Here is a 17,131-nt window from a genome sequence, read left to right on the forward strand (position 1 = left end):
AGAAAGGCGGAACCACATGTCCTTTGTCCACTTACATCTGCATACCGAGTTCTCCCTGCTGGACGGGGCGTGCCGCATCAAAAAGCTGGTCCAGCGGGTGAAGGAGCTGGGCCAGACGGCGGTGGCCATCACCGACCACGGGGTGATGTACGGCGTCATCGACTTCTACCGGGCCTGTAAGGCCGAGGGCATCAAGCCCATCATTGGCTGCGAGGTGTATGTGGCCCCCCGGGGCCGCACCCGGTTCCAAAAGGCCCACGAGTTTGATTCCGAGTCCCGCCATCTGGTCCTCCTCTGCCGCAACGAGGAGGGCTATCGCAACCTGTCCTATATGGTCTCCCAGGCCTTTCTGGAGGGCTTTTACATCAAGCCCCGCATCGACATGGACCTGCTGCGGGAGCACTGCGGCGGGCTGATCGCCTGCTCGGCCTGTCTGGCGGGGGAGCTGCCCCGGCTGCTGCTGGCCGGGGAGTATGACCAGGCCAAGGCCGTGGCGTTGGAGATGCAGTCCCTCTTCGGCCCCGACGGCTATTATCTGGAGCTTCAGGACCACGGCATCCCCTCTCAAAAGCAGGTGAACGCCGGGCTGCGCCGCATCCACGAGGAGACGGGCATCCCCCTCATCGCCACCAACGACGCCCACTATCTCCGCCGGGAGGATGCGGAGATGCAGGACATCCTCATGTGCATCCAGATGGGCAAGACCCTGGACGACCCGGGGCGAATGAAGTTCGGCACCAACGAATTTTACGTCAAATCCGAGGAGGAGATGTCCGCCCTCTTCCCCGACTGCCCGGAGGCCATCGAAAATACGAACAAGATCGCTCAGCTGTGCAACGTGGAGTTTGAGTTCGGCAAGTATCACCTGCCTCACTTCCAGCTGCCCGAGGGCTGGGACGACGGGGAGGCCTATTTCCGCCACCTGTGTCTGGAGGGCTTTGCCCGCCGCTACCCGGGCCAGCCCCCGGAATATTTAAAGCAACTGGAATATGAGATGGCCATGATCCGCAAGATGGGCTTTGTGGACTACTTCCTCATCGTGTCCGACTTCATCGCCTTTGCCAAGGGCAGCGGCATCCCTGTGGGTCCCGGGCGCGGCTCGGCGGCGGGTTCCATGGTGTCCTACTGCCTGAATATCACCGACCTGGACCCCATGAAGTACAGTCTGTACTTCGAGCGCTTTCTGAACCCGGAGCGGGTGTCTATGCCCGATATCGACATCGACTTCTGCATCCGCCGCCGCCAGGAGGTCATCGACTACGTCAACCGGAAATATGGCCACGACCACGTGGCCCAGATCGTCACCTTCGGCACCATGGCCGCCCGGGGCTCCGTGCGGGACGTGGGCCGGGTGCTGAACATGCCCTATGCCGAGGTAGACGCCATCGCCAAGCTCATCCCCAGCGGCCCCGGCGCCCTGCACATCACCCTGGAGGAGTCCCTGAAGCTATCCAAGCAGCTGAAGGACGCCTACGACGGCTCCCCCCAGGTGAAAAAGCTCATCGACACCGCCATGGCCATCGAGGGGATGCCCCGGAACACCTCCACCCACGCCGCCGGTGTGGTCATCACCAGCCGCCCGGTGTGCGACTATGTGCCCCTGGCCACCAACGACGGCCTGCCCGTCACCCAGTACATCATGACCACCCTGGAGGAGCTGGGCCTTTTAAAGATGGACTTTTTGGGTCTGCGGAACCTGACCATTCTGGACGACGCGGTGAAGATGGTGCAGAAGCAGCAGCCCGGCTTCTCCCTGAAAGACATTCCGGAGAACGACCCCCAGGTGATGAATATGCTGTCCGAGGGCCGCACCTCCGGCGTGTTCCAGATGGAGTCCACCGGCATGACCGGGGTGTGCGTGGGCCTGAAGCCCCAGACCATCGAGGACATCACCGCCATTATCGCCCTGTACCGCCCCGGCCCCATGGACTCCATCCCCCGGTTCATCGCCTGCAAGCAGAACCCGGAGAAGATCATCTATAAGCACCCCTCCCTGCGGCCCATCCTGGCCAACACCTATGGCTGCATCGTCTATCAGGAGCAGGTCATCCAGATCTTCCAGCAGCTGGCGGGCTATTCCCTGGGCCAGGCCGACATGGTCCGCCGGGCCATGTCCAAAAAGAAGCTGAAGGACATCCAGCGGGAGCGGGCCGCCTTCCTCCACGGGGACCCGGAGCGCAGCATCGCCGGCTGCGCCGCCAACGGCATCCCCCAGGCGGTGGCCGAGAGCATCTATGACGAGATCACCGACTTTGCCAACTATGCCTTTAACAAGGCCCACGCCGTGTGCTACGCCGTGGTGGCCTATGAGACGGCCTGGTTCAAATTCTACCACCCCAAGGAGTATATGGCCGCCCTGCTCACCTCCGTGCTGGACTCCACGGAAAAGGTAGCCGAGTATATCGCCGAGTGCCGGGACATGGGCATTCCCCTGCTGCCCCCGGACGTGAACGAGTCCTATGCCGACTTCACTGTGGTGGGGGAGGGCATTCGATTTGGCCTGGTGGCCCTGAAGGGCGTGGGCCGGGGCGTGATCCAGAGTCTGCTGGAGCAGCGGGAGGCCGGGGGGCCCTTTGCCGATTTTATGGACTTCTGCGACCGGATGTTTGACTATGACCTCAACCGCCGGGTGGTGGAAAGTCTCATCAAGGCTGGGGCCTTTGACCGCATGGGCTATCGCCGCTCCCAGCTGATCCAGGTCTATGGCCAGGTGCTGGACGGCATCGCCGCCAGCCGCAAGCGGAACGTGGAGGGCCAGCTGGACCTGTTTTCTCTGGGCGGCGGCGAGAGCCAGAATCCCGCGCCCCTGCCCGCCCTCCATCTGCCCGACCTGCCCGAATACAGCCCCCAGGAGCTGATGAGCATGGAGAAGGAGACCACCGGCCTCTACCTCTCCGGCCACCCCATGGACCAGTATCGGGAGGCCGCCCGGCGGCTGGGAGCGGTGACCATCGGCTCTATCATGGCCGACTTTGACCGGGACGACGGCCCCCAGAGCTATCAGGACAACCAGCGGGTGGCCATCGCCGGGGTCATCTCCGCCTACCGCACCCGCACCACCCGGAACAACACCCTGATGGCCTATGTCACCCTGGAGGACGGCACCGGCACCATGGAGCTGCTGTGCTTCTCCCGGGTGCTGGAGGAGAGCGGCAGCTATATCCGGGAAAACAACGCCGTGCTGGTCCAGGGCAAGATCTCCGTCCGGGACGAAAAGGAGCCCCAGCTCATGGCCGACGGGGTCCAGCCTCTCAGCCAACTGGAGCTGACCCCGGTGACCGACCACGTGAATACCCTCTATCTCCGCCTGCCCAGCCGGGAGGACCCCCGCCTGCGCAAGGTCCGCCTGGCCCTGTCCTTCTTCCCCGGGGAGGAGAACGTGGTGCTCTATTTTGAGGACTGCAAAAAGCGGGTGGGCTCCCGCTGCGCCATCCGCTCCTCCCTGCTCCAGGACCTGAGGGAGCGGCTGGGCGAAGAAAATGTGGTGGTGAAATAAACCCACAAATTCTGCCCTGGCGGTGGATAATTTGGCCGCTTTCGGGCGAAATCAGGAGCTATCCCGTGGAAAAGGGCGGGCAATTCCCCGCGGCCCCACTTGCTTTTTCCACAGAAATATGCTAAATTAGTACAACACGCAGCGGTACATGCCGGTGCGGGAAGGAGGTGTCCCCCGTGGCCGAGGCCGTAAAGCAGGTGGCAAGAAACCAAAAAGCCTATCACGACTACTTCATCGAGGAGAAGTTCGAGGCCGGCATCGAGCTGGCGGGCACCGAGGTCAAGTCCATCCGCATGGGCAATGTGAACCTGAAGGACTCCTTCTGTCTCATCAAGGACGGGCAGCTGTCTGTCCTTGGGATGCACATCAGTCCCTATGAAAAGGGCAACATCTTCAACAAGGACCCCCGCCGTCCCCGCCGCCTGCTCATGCACAAGCGGGAGATCATGCGGCTGTTTGCCCGCATCAAGCAGGACGGCTACTCCCTCATTCCCCTCAGCGTCTACTTCAAGGGCCCCCGTGTCAAGCTGAGCTTGGGGCTGGCCCGGGGCAAAAAGCTCTATGACAAGCGGGAATCGGCGGCCAAACGGGACGCCAAGCGGGAGATGGACCGGGCCATGAAGTCCCGGAATCGATAAGCACTTTACGAAAAGAAAGGAATGACGCCCAATGGCTCAGAACCCTGTTGTGACTTTTGAAATGGAAAACGGCGGCATCATCAAGGCCGAGCTCTACCCCGACGTGGCCCCCAACAGTGTGAACAACTTCATCAGCCTGGTGAAGAAGGGCTTTTATAACGGCCTGATCTTCCACCGCTGCATCCCCGGCTTTATGATCCAGGGCGGCTGCCCCAACGGCAACGGCATGGGCGGCCCCGGCTACTCCATCAAGGGCGAGTTTTCCCAGAACGGCGTGAAGAACGACCTGGTCCATGACCGGGGCGTGCTGTCCATGGCCCGTGCTATGGACCCCGACTCCGCCGGCAGCCAGTTCTTCATCATGGTGGAGAAGGCCCCCCACCTGGACGGCCAGTATGCCGCCTTCGGCAAGGTCATTGAGGGCATGGACGTGGCCGACGCCGTCGTCTCCGCCAAGACCGACTGGAACTGACCGCCCCCGTGAGGACCAGCGCATGAAGTCCGTCACCGTGGACACCTTCGGCGTGGACTACCCCGAACCCGAGAAGGTCTGATTTGACGTTTCACCGCAGATAGCGGTTGAAGCCCATGTTGTTAGATTCTTGTCATTCCGAGGAGCGCAGCGACGTGGGAATCCGTTTTCCTGAACGAGGGGTACGGATTGCCACGTCGGCCCGATGGGCCTCCTCGCAATGACAGGACATGGACGGCGTGATACAAGCGGCCAAAGGCCGCTCATCCCCAAATCGAAGCCCAGCCGCAGGCGGGTTCGATTTGGAGAGGAGGCGCAAGGGAGCGGCGTGAGGAATGCCCGAAAGGGCGTTCCGAACAAAGCGGACTTTGCGCCGACGAGGGGGCGTACCGGTTTCGACGGGGACGCTGAAGCAGGAATAGCGGGCGGTGGCGCCTGGCCACCTTAAAACGGGCATTCTTTATAAATTAAAGAACAACAACGAATACGCTTACGCTGCCTAATTAAAGGCGGCCGTCTGACCGGGAAGGGCCACGAGCCCGGATCAGGCGTCGTTTAGTGGCGGACGTGCGTGCGGTAAGCTTTTGCCCGCACCATGAATCATGAAGCTCACCCGACCCCCAGGCGTGACGGCTTGCCGGGGGGAAGGGGAACAGGGAGAGCAAGACTCCCAGGATAACCGTCTGCGCCCGGAGAAGTTTTTGTGGATGTGTTTTCGGACGGGGGTTCAACTCCCCCCGCCTCCACCATAACGTCGGAGCAAGCGAGTAAGCCGCTTGCTCCGACGTTCCAATAAAAATATATATGATATGCCTCCGTAGCTCAGCTGTATAGAGCGACCGCCTCCTAAGGTTGCGTTACAACGGCCACCTCAAAAAAAACTAAATAAGGGATTGCAGTTCGACTTTGATCGGGCTATAATCATATATCAGACACGTCCATATAGCTCAGCTGGATAGAGCACACGCCTCCTAATAATCAGGTCATCAAAGTCCTGGGAGGCGGATCGCTCCATCCTTGACCATGAAAAATCGAATATGTCTCCGTAGCTCAGTTGGATAGAGCACACGCCTCCTAAGCGTGGGGCCGGCAGTTCAAATCTGCCCGGGGACGCCATAAATGCCGTAACCGCAAGAGGTTGCGGCATTTTCCTTATCTTTTTTCGCTACGAGGATTAGAACAGATTTCCTTTTTATCATTGGTTAGAGTGGAGACTTCTTACTCCCATCTGCTCAAATTTCCATCACAGGACTCGAACGATTTTTATGCCAAACTTGAAAAAACTGCTCATTTTGCTAATGAGCACTGCCGCAGCGTTTTATGTCGTCTCATGCTTTCCTGTGTATTTATGCACCAATCAGTTTTTTTGCTAACTGATTCATAATCTGTTCTCCATACTGCTCAACAAACTTTTTCGTGAAGGCATCCATGAGTTCGGGTTTAGCCTCCAATTGCTTCAGCAGAATTTCAGAGTCAGGTTCAGCAACGGCGCTTTCTGCGCGAAGCCTTTGCTCAACGCCACGCAAATCCGCGTTCGCATAAAAGGCCATTTCGAATTTCTGGGCGTTGACCTTCCGATCCTCATCCAAGATGTGTGCGTAAACTTGGGTAACCATGTCGCTTTGTGCATGACCGGTATCACCCTGCGTTGCCTTAACATCTCCCTTATTGATTTTCAGCTTATAAGTTGTGCTGGAGTGACGGAGAGAATGAAAAACAACATTTGGAAGACCAGCGGATTTTTTCAATCGTTCAAACTGATTTCCAATAATCCGATCTTCACAGGGGCGGCCCGTTTCCTGCGCCAAAACCAGATTGTAGTCGATATAGTCATCGCCCATAAACTCCTTGAGCTTGTCCTGCTTCTCTTTCCATTCCCGCAAGATAAAGGCAAGAGTTCGCGGAATCCAAACCTTACGAATGCTGCTTTCTGTTTTAGGCTTTTTCAAAACGAGCCGCGTAGAAGACTTCCCGCCCATCAAGCGCGGGAATACAAAGAGGATGTCCTTTTCGCCAACTGCGTTGATAGCCTTCTGGTCAACACGGGCCAGCTCTTTTTCAATCCAGACGAAGGCATCATCCCGAGCGATTTCTTCATCTGATATATGAACACAGTCCCATGTAAGGCCGGTGATTTCGCCCATCCGCATGGAGCAGGCAAAGGCCAGGTTGATTGCGACATACAGCTTTCCATCCGAGCAGTGGTTGAGAGCATCTCGAATAATATCGGCAGTCCAGATGGCTCTGACCTTTTTCTCCCGCTTGGGCAAGATTGCATCCTCGAACGGATTTTTACCAATAATGTCCCAGCGGACAGCCTGATGAAATGCACAGCGCATCAGCTTAATAATCTTTTCAATGGTGCATGGCGTAACAAAGTCTGTCCGTGCATGTCTGTATGGAGTTTCGATTGGAGGCGTTTTCTGCAGCTTCTGGATGAATTGGTCCACTGACCTGCGATTGATGTCCTGCACAATTTCGTCCCCAATCAACGGGTTAATGTAATTGCTGATTAAGCCATTATTAGAAGCATAAACAGACAGTCCCCATCTTTTGGTTCCATATAGTTCTACAAAGTCTCGCAGAAAATCTTTTACGGTCAGTTCACTGGGCGGAATAAAAGTGCCGTTATTGATCTCATTTTCCACCGCGGCTTTCCGCTTCAACGCCTCTTTTTTGGTTATAAAAGTTTCCCACTTCTGTTTCTTCTCACCTTTTGAGTCATCATAGGTGTAGACAACAGCATATTTCTTACCGCGTTTCTGTATTGATGCCATAGTTGTAGGCTCCCTTCCAAATCAATCGGAACCATCAAGCCATTCGTCAAAGGACTTTCTGGAAATCCTCAATTTAGTCCCTATGCGTACAGATTTGAATGCTCCGCTGGCGCACAGGTTATAAATGGAGCGTTTGCTGACGCCCAGGATCTCAGCAGCCTCTGAAACGGAATAGCTCCGTTTTTCTGCATTATTCCGATCTGTGTTTTCAAGAAATTGTTTATCAGCCACGAATAGCCTCCTTTCTGTGTGGCCGACAAAGAAGCCTACGATTCCCTACATATATCATATACGCTTTCTCTGCCGCCACATCAACAAAAAAGTAAAAAACAAGGCGTTCGATTCCAAATATTTAAGTAAGCTGTCCCAGGTCACTTCCTGCGCCGGGGCTTTCCGCCGCGTATTGCCAGGGCCTGCTATGCAGTATTTCAACCGTGGGTGAGCACACAAAGTCTCCGCACACTATCCGCGCTCCCTGTATAACCCCTGAAACAGAGTTATTCTTTTTTCAAAGTACAAAGGCGTACAGATCAGCATGGAACATCCTGCTATATCTGTACGCCCTATAAATAGGAAAATGGTGCAGGAATTTCTGCACACATTACATGCTTTCTCAAAAACTTTTGAGAAAGTAAAAGCACGCGCCCGAAACACCAAATATAGATATTCATTCTTGACTAAATCAATATATTGTGCTATCCTGTACTTGTAATTGATTTTTGTGCGTTCCCCATGTGGGATACAGATCTTGTATCTGTACGGCAAGGCTCAAAGCCCTGCATTGCACACGCAGTTAAGATTGTATTTGTGCCAGTAGTATTGCTGCGCCCATTCGGGCCAGTATATTACTGGCTTTTTTTATTTTTCGGGGTTTCCCCATCAGCGAGGATGACATTGGTTCATAGGCAACTATGGACAACAGGCGTTTTGCCCTTTGTCATGCTCGCTTTTTTGTCGCCCAAATGCCGGAAACGGCTTTGAGGATATATCAAACTACAGAAAGGCAGGTAACACGCATGAATGTAAAAAAGCGAAGGCAGGAGCCTAGGGCAAAAAGGAAATGGCCTTTGGAGAACTGGCAGCATCAGAAGGTGCCCAAATCCAGCCAAGTCCATAGTCCAATGATTCGAGTACACGCTATTCCCCGCCGAACACGGAGGGGGTGCTAAAGATGCCGGCGAGCAATGTAGCCGCCGAAAAGCGAAGTCAACCCCAAATTTTGGTGGAAACGGCGGGCCTGTCCGAAGAGAAATGGCTTGCATACCGCCGGAAAGGGATTGGCGGCAGTGATGTGGCGGCTCTGCTGGGAATTTCACCCTGGCGGACGGCAAGAGACCTCTACTTTGACAAGTTGAATATTGTAGCGGTCGAAGATAATGAGGACAACTGGGTTGCTCTGGAAATGGGGCACCTGTTGGAGCCGTTGGTGGCGAAGATATTCCAACACCGCACAGGGTACAAGGTCTATCAGATCAAAAAAATGTTCCAGCACCCACAGTATTCGTGGATGCTGGCCGATGTGGACTATTTTGTGGAATTGCCGGATGGCAGTACCGCAATTCTGGAGATTAAAACGACAAATTATAACGCAAGGGATAACTGGTGGCTAAACGGTGAAGAAACTGTTCCCGTCTATTATGAAACCCAAGGGCGGCACTATATGGCTGTCATGAATGTGGATCGCTGCTTCTTCTGCTGCCTGTATGGCAACAACGAGGAAGAAACCATTATTCGTGAAATCCGGCGGGATGAGTCCTATGAGGAGGAGATGATTTTCCTGGAGCAGTATTTCTGGGAAAACCATGTTCTTACCAGGACGCCGCCGCCTTATACCGAAGATGGTGATCTGGTGCTTGAAAGCGTGCGCCGGCATACGGGCTCCGCGGATCAGGATGCCCCCGTTGTAACGCTTGATTTGAGCCTGACAGCCAAATTGATGCGCTATCTCCAGCTCCAAGAGCAGAAGAAACTCACGGAAGCAGGCAGCAAAGAGATCGAGGCGGATATGAAGCGGCTGAAGGCGGCGCTGGTTGCGGAAATGGGCAAGAGCTGCAAGGCCGTTTGCCAACAGGATGGGGTGAACTATATTGTCACCTACAATCCAGTGAGAACGCCCGGCATTGACAAAGACAATCTGATACGGCTGAAGCTGGACCACCCTGATATTTACGAGCAGTATGTAACCGTTTCAGAATCCCGAAGGTTCAGTGTGAAAATTGATACCAAGACGGCATGAGAAAGGAGGAAAATGATTTGATCCATAGAGGAACTTATGATGGGACAATTTACTATAATCCTGCAAATAAGTTCTGCATCATCAGTGTAAAAACCGCGGAGAAGGATGTACCCGAAGAAGCCAGGTCTATCCGCCGACGCAAGGATCATCTGATTCGGTTTGTGGCAACCGGCTACGAACTGCCCCGCACAGATGCGGTAGAACTGGAACTGGATGGCGAATGGAAAAAAGGAAAGTATGGGATGCAGCTTCAGGTGGAGCAGTGGCATGAAATTGTCCCTCAAACCAAGAGTGGAGTGGAAGGCTATCTGGCCTCTGGCCTTATCAAAGGCATTGGGCCGGCGCTCGCCAAACAGATCGTATCACGCTTCGGCGTGGAGACACTGGACATTCTGCAAAATCGCCCGGAGCGGCTGCTGGAGATCAAGGGCATCACGGAGAACAAGCTGGAGGCCATCAAGACCTCATATGCAGAGAGCCGGATGTTGCAAGACCTGATGACGCTGCTCTCCCCGTTCAAGATTACACCGAAAACAGCGCAGAAGATTTATCAGTTTTTCGGCCCGGCCAGCGTGGACATTTTGAAAAAGAGTCCGTTTGAGCTTTGCCAAATATCCGGTTTTGGCTTTTTAAGGGTGGATGCCATCGTTCAGAAAAACGGAGGCGACCTGCGCGCCCCTATGCGAATCAAAGGCGCCTTGTTCTGGGCGTTGGAGGATAGCAAGGGGAAAAACGGACATTTGTTTTTGACCAGTGAGGCTTTGCAAAAAGAGGCGCTCCAATTACTCAACGCTAAAATCCCTATTCCTTCGCTTCGGCTCCATGCACAAGAGGTCAGCGATGTCCTCGAAGATATGATCCTGCATGGAGAGGTCGTATCCGTCAAAGGAGACATTTATCTTCCCCGTGTGTTTGCACAAGAGGATGAAACCGCCCGCCGGATTGCGATGCGTGTGGTGGAGCCTCCTGCTCCGGAGAAGATCGAACAAATTTTGGAGCAGGTCAAACGAGAAATTGGATTGGCGCTGTCCTCAAAACAGGAAGCGGCTGTGTATGCAACCTATCGCCACAATCTTTCCATCATCACAGGCTCCCCGGGCACCGGCAAGACAACCGTGCTGAAAACAATTTTGGAGGTCTACCGCCGCCTGCATCCCCAGGGAGAGATCGCCTTGATGGCGCCGACAGGCCGAGCCAGCCGGCGTATGGCGGAAAGCACCGGGGTTGATAAGGCCAAAACGCTGCACAGCATTTTGGGGCTCGCCAGCGAGGAAGATGAAATAAAACGCAACAACACCCAAGAGCCGCTTTCGGCCGATTTGATCATTGTGGACGAGTTTTCCATGGTGGACATGTGGCTGGCAAATAAATTTTTCTCACGCATCAAAGGTGGAGCACGGGTCATTCTTGTCGGAGACCCGGATCAGCTTCCCAGTGTAGGCGCCGGGAATGTGTTCCGCGAACTGATTGACTGCGGCCTTATCACCGTGACGGTGCTGGATCAGATTTTCCGTCAGTCCAAGGACAGCCTGATCGCCTACAACGCCAAATTCATTAACGAAGGCAACACCAAGCTGTACTACGGCCAGGATTTCGTTTTCATGGCAAGCAACAATCAGGCGGAAGCCGCTGAACGAATTGTTGCCCGCTACTGCCGGGAGATCGAGGAAAGTGGGATTGACCGGGTGCAGATCCTGTCGCCTTTCCGCTCGGATGGCGCGGCCTCTGCGGAACAGCTCAACGAAGCGATCCGCGAAGTGGTTAACCCGTTCCGTTCCGCCGAGGAAGAAATCAAAATCGGTGTCAAGGTATTCAGGGTCAATGACCGGATCATGCAGACCAAAAACACTGCCAAGGTATCCAATGGCGACCTGGGATTCATCCGCTATATCAAAAATGATGAAGATGGAACTCGCGTTGGACTTGACTTCGGTGTGGGCCGTGAGTTGGAGTACGGCATAGAGGATATGGTCAATCTGGACCTCGCCTATGCCACCACGATTCATAAAGCAATGGGCAGCGAGTACGATACGGTCATTATGCCGCTCTTAAAGGCACATACTGTCATGCTCTATCGAAATCTGCTCTACACTGGCATTACCCGCGCAAAAAAGCGTGTGGTGCTCATCGGTCAAAAGCAGGTACTGTTCATGGCAATCCATCGCAACGAGATCGGCAAACGCAACACGCTTCTGGGTGAGCGCATCCACCTGTACTATAAGGCGTACGCCCGGCGGGCCGGTATTCCCGTTCCGGCGGACTTGGAAAAAGAATTGAAGCACGCAGGCTAAAAATGTGACGCAAGGTGCAGAAAAATGCCCGGCGTCCCCTATTTATTATACAGGAAGGAGTTTATGAAGATGAGTGACAACAACAATAATGCAAAAACGATGTACGAGGCCGTTCCTGCCGCTGCGGAACTGAACAAGGTACCGGGGTTTGATCCGCTGAAGTTCCTCCGGCGTGCCGGGGACTCCATGAAATTGGACTTACCCTATCAGAAACTCTGGTTCCGAATGGCACACCCCAACGGGCGTATGCGTCTGACGGCCATGAGGATCACAGAGCAGATGGCGATTTTCGAGGCCAAGGTATTTCTGGACCGCAGTGACGCGGAGCCGTTCAGCGTGAGCGTTGCCCAGCAGACCATGCAGGATAGCAGGGACTTTGTGAAGGCAGCTCAAAATGAGGCGTTGAGCCAGGCCCTTTCGGACGCTGGATTTGGCATCCAGCTTGTGAGCGCCGACACTCATGCCGCTTCCGTACAGAAAGCGGCGCCTGTGAGTAAAACGCAGCCCTCTGCCATTACTCCGCCTGTGAGCACTGTGTTGCCGCAGGAGCCCTCCAGCGCCTCGCAGAAGGCCGCTGTTCTTTCCGAGGGTAATTCCGTTTCCGGGGGCACACAAACGCCACAGAGGGCATCTGAAAACGCAGAAACAGCAAGAACGAAGATTCAGCCTGCAGCAACTCCGGCCCATGAGCAGAGTTTGCCGGTAAGCCCTACTACAAACACGGATACGCTGCCAGCGGATTCCGCGCCAACGACAGAGCAGCCGGAAAACAGCAAGACAGCGGAGGAATTGCCAATTCATCTCCCTGCGGAAGAACTGCCAGTTCAGCGCCCTGCGGAGGATCTGACAGTCGCCAAGGAGGCACAGGAGGTCCCCGAAGCCAAAGTCGTACAAGAGGCCCCTGCATACACCCCGGATATGCCAGTAGAGGATATTCTGAAGGTGATGACGCTGGAACAGGCACAGGAGGTCGTTGTGGACAGCGGCGTATGCCGGGGGCTGACTATCGCAGAGGTGGCGAAGAAGCGGCCTGTCAATCTGCGTTTCTATTTGACTCCGGGCAACAAAAGCAAGGACAACATCGTTCGGGCTGCTGCCCAACTGGTCCTCAATTCACTTCAAAAGGCTGGTTGATGCGAAGCCCTGGCTCGGGTATGAAGGGAGGAATGACAAATGGGCTCATACCCGGATGAATTTCCTTTCGGCATCATGGAAGTTGTCAATCTATTAAACCTACGCATCAGGCGTCAACAGGCGAACAGCGTCTATGTGGACTGCCCGTTCTGCGGTGACCGCCGGGGACGGATGAATGTCAATTTCGTCAAGAATGTCTGGCGGTGCAACTACTGCGATGCACATGGCGGAATGCTGGCGCTGTATGCTGAACTTAACCATACGACTACATCCGATGCCTACTGGGAGATTGCAGAAGCTCTGTGTGACAATATCCAAGAGGAACACGCACGCTCCGGGAATGAAGCCCAACAGCGGCCGGCCAGCCCAAGCCCTTCAACTTCAGGGGCCTGGGCTGCCCCTGCCGGCCATTCTTCTTCCGAGCGAAAAACAGTACCACAGTCGAATAAGGCCAGTCCAGCGGAGATCCACCAGACGCTATCCCTGCTGCTTGCTCAACTTACGCTGCGGCCGGCACATCGGGAACATCTGCGCTCCCCTAAACGCGGGCTGTCTGATGAACAGATTGACGCACTGGGATTTAAGAGCACCCCACCGCCTTTTCTATGCCGGTCTATTACAGAACGGCTGATCAAGCAGGGCTGCAAGGTGCAGGGAGTGCCGGGCTTTTACCAGGATAACGGTGGACATTGGACTATGGCTTTTTATCAAAAGACAGCCGGCATCCTGATCCCTGCCATCGGCTTTGACGGCATGTTGCAGGGATTCCAGATCAAACTGGATATACCGCTGAAAAACAAGGATGATCCGCCGGAAAAGCCGGGAGCAAAATATATCTGGTTTTCGTCTTCCTCAAAAAAGGGCGGGACAGGATCGGGCAGCCCGGTACATCTGGCAGGAAATCCATCTGCCCGTGTCGTTTATGTGATTGAAGGTCTTTTGAAAGCAGACATCTCCCATTGCCTGACCGGGCGCACTTTCGCCGCGATTGCCGGCGCCAATAACACCAGTCCGTTGGACGCTATGTTCGCGTTGCTGGCGCAGAGTGGTACAGAGGAGATTATCGAAGCCCATGACATGGACAAGTACAACAACAAAATGACCATGGCCGGGGCATCCAAAATTTACTTAATGGCGCAAAAGCACGGCATGAATTGCCGGCGGTTGACTTGGAATCCCAATTATAAAGGGTTTGATGACTGGCAGCTGGCTTTGCGCCAGGGCAGTCAGCGGCAAAAGGAAATTGAAAAGTTGAGTTTCAAAGAGCAGTATCTGCGCGGGCTGTGCAAGCTGGCCCACATTGAGGACTGCGTGGAACAGTGGCAGCACCGGGCCGAGCAAGACATCGGACTGACAGAGTATCTGGGGCTGACAGGGGAGGAACATAAAACCTTCCTGTGCGGCGGCCGGGACGCTCTTGCCGCCCTGTTGGAGCCACAGCGGCGAAAACAAAGGTTTGTACTTTATCAACTTCAACTGGACGAAGAGAACGCGATCCCATTTGCTTTCAAGGATATTACAGCGTTAAAAGCGGCTGGTTATGAACAGCCGCCTGCGGCGATGTACTATGTGGCAGGAAGTGGAGAAATCTACTGCCCAGCGGAGGAATCGGATGACACACTTTTGAAGCGCCTGTTTGCCGACTGCCGGGAGCGGCTGCCTGAAGGCTGCCGCGGGCGGCCAATGGCGGTTTCCGATGTAGTGGAACTGAATCACGGTGCCAAGCGGGCGTATTATTATGTAAGCGGACAAGACCAGTTTAGACAAGTAAAGTTTTCCCCTATGCTCGCAAAGAAGGAAATTCCAGAAAAGACACAAGAGAGGTTTTGATGGTTGTCGTGAGTGAGACAAAGGAGAGCCAGCTTTTGGCACTCCTGGAGCAATGCGTCCATCTGGACGCTGATGTGCGGCCCCGTACAGAAAAAGGCTTTTTCACGGTGACGGTTCCGCCGCCGTGGAACGGTTCAGCGCGCAGGGCGGCTCAAGCAATACAGGATCAAATCAAGGAATGGTCAAAGCAATATCCGAATGTGGTGTGTTACTGCTTTGACGGTTACAGTACATTGGTTTATGTGCTGTAAAACAATGTGGCAAAGGCATGGGATGGGCATTGGCCTGTTCCGTGCCTTTTTATGAAACGACGGAAAGGAGATCACTATGGGATATTTTTCAGAAATGGCGCTGAACAAGCAGGAGGAGCTCGGACTTCCCGCAGAACAGGTATCGGCAGGAAACGCCTTTGAGGATGAGGAAACTTTTGACGAGCTGCCGGTGCCGTCGGCCAGCCATTCAGCGGCTTCCCCTACCGTGGAAACGCCGTCATCGCCCGCATTTGATGCAGACGATGGGGCCGAGGAATTGGCGGAAATGAACGGAGACGATGCTTCCGAGGCAGCGGACACGGATGGGGAGGATGCCGGTAAAGAGCAGGAGGCACCCGCCAAGGCCGATGCAACCACCGATGCGGACGAGGAAAAACGCCGTGCCGAGCATGAGGCGGCTGAAGCCAAGCGTAAAGCAGAATGGGAAGCCCGGCAGGCTGAAAAGAAAAAGGCCGAGCAGGAGCAGCTGGAGCGTCTGGCCGCGATGAGCGACGACGAGGTGGTGAACGCCTCCATGCAGCGGGTCAACGCAGATACAGAAAAACTGACCCGGCGCAACATGAAAGAGTGTGTGGCAGAATTTATCCAGACCAAGTGCCTGGAGGATATTGCTTTCGCACGCCTCACCATGCACCCGCGCAAGTCAATGATCCACTGTTTCCAGTACATCAGCCGCAAGGCGTGGGACTACATTCAGGATGAACTCAAAGCAAGCGGCATTCAGCCAGGTCCGGGCAGCCAAGGGTATGGCTGTGATGTTCCGGACGATTTGTGCTACCAGTGGGCAGAGGATTATTTCCGCGACCCAGACGCCAAAGAGGATCATAAGGAAGAAGAAAAGTTTGTACCGAACCCCTACTATGGAAAAGATTTCGCCAGAACCACCAAAAAGAAGCAGAAGGAAAAGAAAAAGGCAGAAGCCAAACCGAAGCCTGTGCAGAAGGAAAAGCCTGCCAACGATGGTCAACTATCGCTGCTGGATCTCGGCATGACAAAGGCAGGTTAAGGGGGGTGCAGCATGATTGCATATAAAGGATTTCTTCCCGGCCTGATTTGCAGAGGTTACCAGTTCAGGATGGGACTCAATGTAACGGAAAAGGCCAACTGCGCTCATAATGGCTTTCACTGTGCTGAGGACCCGCTGGATTGCTTGCGCTATTACGGAGATATAAACCACGCAGAATACTATATTGTCGATGCTGGCGGAGACATTGACGAAGATGGCGTCGATTCCAAAATTTCCTGTACAGAGTTGACAATTTTGAAACGGCTGACAAAAAAAGAACTCTTCCTCCATGGCCTTGCTTTTATGGCAGACCACCCGAAGCGGAAGTGGAACAGCAATATAAAAGGTGGACAAAGCTGAAGCGTGGAATGGCTATGCAGCGGTGCGCGGCGCCGACCCTATTGCAAAAGGGACTCGGAACGGCGATGTACTTGCTTTTGCAAAAGAGGACGGCACTACCGGCGGCATCCAGCAGATCGTGGTGGCGGAGATTGACGGGAAAACGCTCCAACCAGGAATTTGGTATGGAGTGGAGCTTGAAAAAAGGATGGTGAACTAAATTGAAGAAATCTGCACTTCTGGCAATGCCGAAATTGACGGCAACGCCGGAGATGAAACAGGCAGCAATAGCGGATGAGCCGAAACAGCATGAAGGCCCCTATGGCTATCGCTATGTTGAACGGACCTACTATCCATATATGAACTGCGTCGTTCAGGATGGCATCCTCAAAGCGGCTTTTTATCTGCCGGAACATCTGCGGCTGGATGGCAACAATCCTGCTTATGAAGTGTTCCTTGACAAGAAAGCGCACCAGTTTCTGACTTACGACCATTTAAGAGAAAAAATGGCGGGACGCCAAACTGGACAGGCTGAATTGGCCGGGGAGAAACTATTATGCCACCTGCTGGGCCAGTGAGAAAGATGCTGCCGTAGTACAGGACTATCTTTGTGGGGAACGCGGCGGTGATCTCGGTATCC

At 54.5% G+C, this 17,131-nt stretch carries 13 protein-coding genes, 1 tRNA gene, 1 other RNA gene and 1 pseudogene; 14 read left to right on the forward strand and 2 right to left on the reverse strand.

The genetic code is table 11. The features are described from left to right. Window positions 1-16: 16 nt before the first annotated feature. The 5 genes and pseudogenes from ACSAMP_RS14880 (at window position 17) to ACSAMP_RS14900 (ending at window position 5,722) form a co-directional block, all read left to right on the forward strand. Window positions 17-3,496 carry a DNA polymerase III subunit alpha gene (locus tag ACSAMP_RS14880; protein WP_457800971.1) on the forward strand — a complete coding sequence of 1,160 codons (3,480 nt, stop codon included), beginning with the start codon at window positions 17-19 and terminating at the stop codon, window positions 3,494-3,496. A gap of 176 nt (window positions 3,497-3,672) precedes the next feature. Beyond that, window positions 3,673-4,134: an SsrA-binding protein SmpB gene (gene smpB, locus ACSAMP_RS14885; protein WP_147562211.1), complete on the forward strand. Its 462-nt coding sequence runs from the start codon at window positions 3,673-3,675 to the stop codon at window positions 4,132-4,134. A 31-nt stretch (window positions 4,135-4,165) separates the two neighbouring features. Beyond that, window positions 4,166-4,688, forward strand: a pseudogene (locus ACSAMP_RS14890) (peptidylprolyl isomerase). 298 nt (window positions 4,689-4,986) lie between these two features. After that, window positions 4,987-5,355: a transfer-messenger RNA gene (gene ssrA / locus ACSAMP_RS14895) on the forward strand. A gap of 290 nt (window positions 5,356-5,645) precedes the next feature. Next, a tRNA-Arg gene (locus ACSAMP_RS14900) sits at window positions 5,646-5,722 on the forward strand. 230 nt (window positions 5,723-5,952) lie between these two features. Here the strand turns inward: ACSAMP_RS14900 and ACSAMP_RS14905 are convergent. Beyond that, window positions 5,953-7,383 carry a site-specific integrase gene (locus ACSAMP_RS14905; protein WP_009257964.1) on the reverse strand — a complete coding sequence of 477 codons (1,431 nt, stop codon included), beginning with the start codon at window positions 7,381-7,383 and terminating at the stop codon, window positions 5,953-5,955. Window positions 7,384-7,404: 21 nt separating this feature from the next. After that, on the reverse strand, window positions 7,405-7,614 hold the full coding sequence (locus tag ACSAMP_RS14910) for a helix-turn-helix domain-containing protein (RefSeq protein ID WP_009257965.1): 210 nt from the start codon (window positions 7,612-7,614) through the stop codon (window positions 7,405-7,407). A gap of 940 nt (window positions 7,615-8,554) precedes the next feature. Between ACSAMP_RS14910 and ACSAMP_RS14915 the strand changes: the two genes are divergently transcribed. The 9 genes from ACSAMP_RS14915 to ACSAMP_RS14955 all read left to right on the forward strand — a co-directional run bounded on the left by ACSAMP_RS14915 (window position 8,555) and on the right by ACSAMP_RS14955 (window position 17,069). Further along, window positions 8,555-9,619, forward strand: coding sequence for a YqaJ viral recombinase family nuclease (locus tag ACSAMP_RS14915; protein WP_009257966.1), 1,065 nt, complete (start codon window positions 8,555-8,557; stop codon window positions 9,617-9,619). A gap of 17 nt (window positions 9,620-9,636) precedes the next feature. After that, window positions 9,637-11,910 carry an SF1B family DNA helicase RecD2 gene (recD2, locus tag ACSAMP_RS14920; protein ID WP_009257967.1) on the forward strand — a complete coding sequence of 758 codons (2,274 nt, stop codon included), beginning with the start codon at window positions 9,637-9,639 and terminating at the stop codon, window positions 11,908-11,910. 69 nt (window positions 11,911-11,979) lie between these two features. Next, on the forward strand, window positions 11,980-13,044 hold the full coding sequence (locus ACSAMP_RS14925) for a hypothetical protein (protein ID WP_009257968.1): 1,065 nt from the start codon (window positions 11,980-11,982) through the stop codon (window positions 13,042-13,044). 39 nt (window positions 13,045-13,083) lie between these two features. Next, complete coding sequence (locus ACSAMP_RS14930) at window positions 13,084-14,874, forward strand: YodL domain-containing protein (RefSeq protein WP_071698921.1); 1,791 nt, start codon at window positions 13,084-13,086, stop codon at window positions 14,872-14,874. 35 nt (window positions 14,875-14,909) lie between these two features. Then, entirely contained in the window at window positions 14,910-15,125 is a 216-nt protein-coding gene (locus ACSAMP_RS14935) for a hypothetical protein (protein WP_227144128.1), read from the forward strand. Window positions 15,126-15,201: 76 nt separating this feature from the next. Next, window positions 15,202-16,152, forward strand: a complete 951-nt coding sequence (locus ACSAMP_RS14940) for a Cas9 inhibitor AcrIIA9 family protein (RefSeq protein WP_009257971.1) — start codon at window positions 15,202-15,204, stop codon at window positions 16,150-16,152. Between the two features lie 12 nt (window positions 16,153-16,164). Further along, the gene (locus ACSAMP_RS14945; RefSeq protein WP_457800972.1) at window positions 16,165-16,512 is read left to right on the forward strand and encodes a DUF7666 domain-containing protein; all 348 of its coding nucleotides are present in this window, start codon (window positions 16,165-16,167) and stop codon (window positions 16,510-16,512) included. Then, window positions 16,499-16,711, forward strand: coding sequence for a hypothetical protein (locus ACSAMP_RS14950; protein ID WP_457800973.1), 213 nt, complete (start codon window positions 16,499-16,501; stop codon window positions 16,709-16,711). Before ACSAMP_RS14945 ends, ACSAMP_RS14950 begins: the two co-directional genes overlap by 14 nt. A gap of 1 nt (window position 16,712) precedes the next feature. Continuing rightward, entirely contained in the window at window positions 16,713-17,069 is a 357-nt protein-coding gene (locus ACSAMP_RS14955; RefSeq protein WP_457800974.1) for a hypothetical protein, read from the forward strand. Window positions 17,070-17,131 lie beyond the last annotated feature (62 nt).

The organism is Flintibacter sp. SJQ-8, assembly GCF_054108085.1.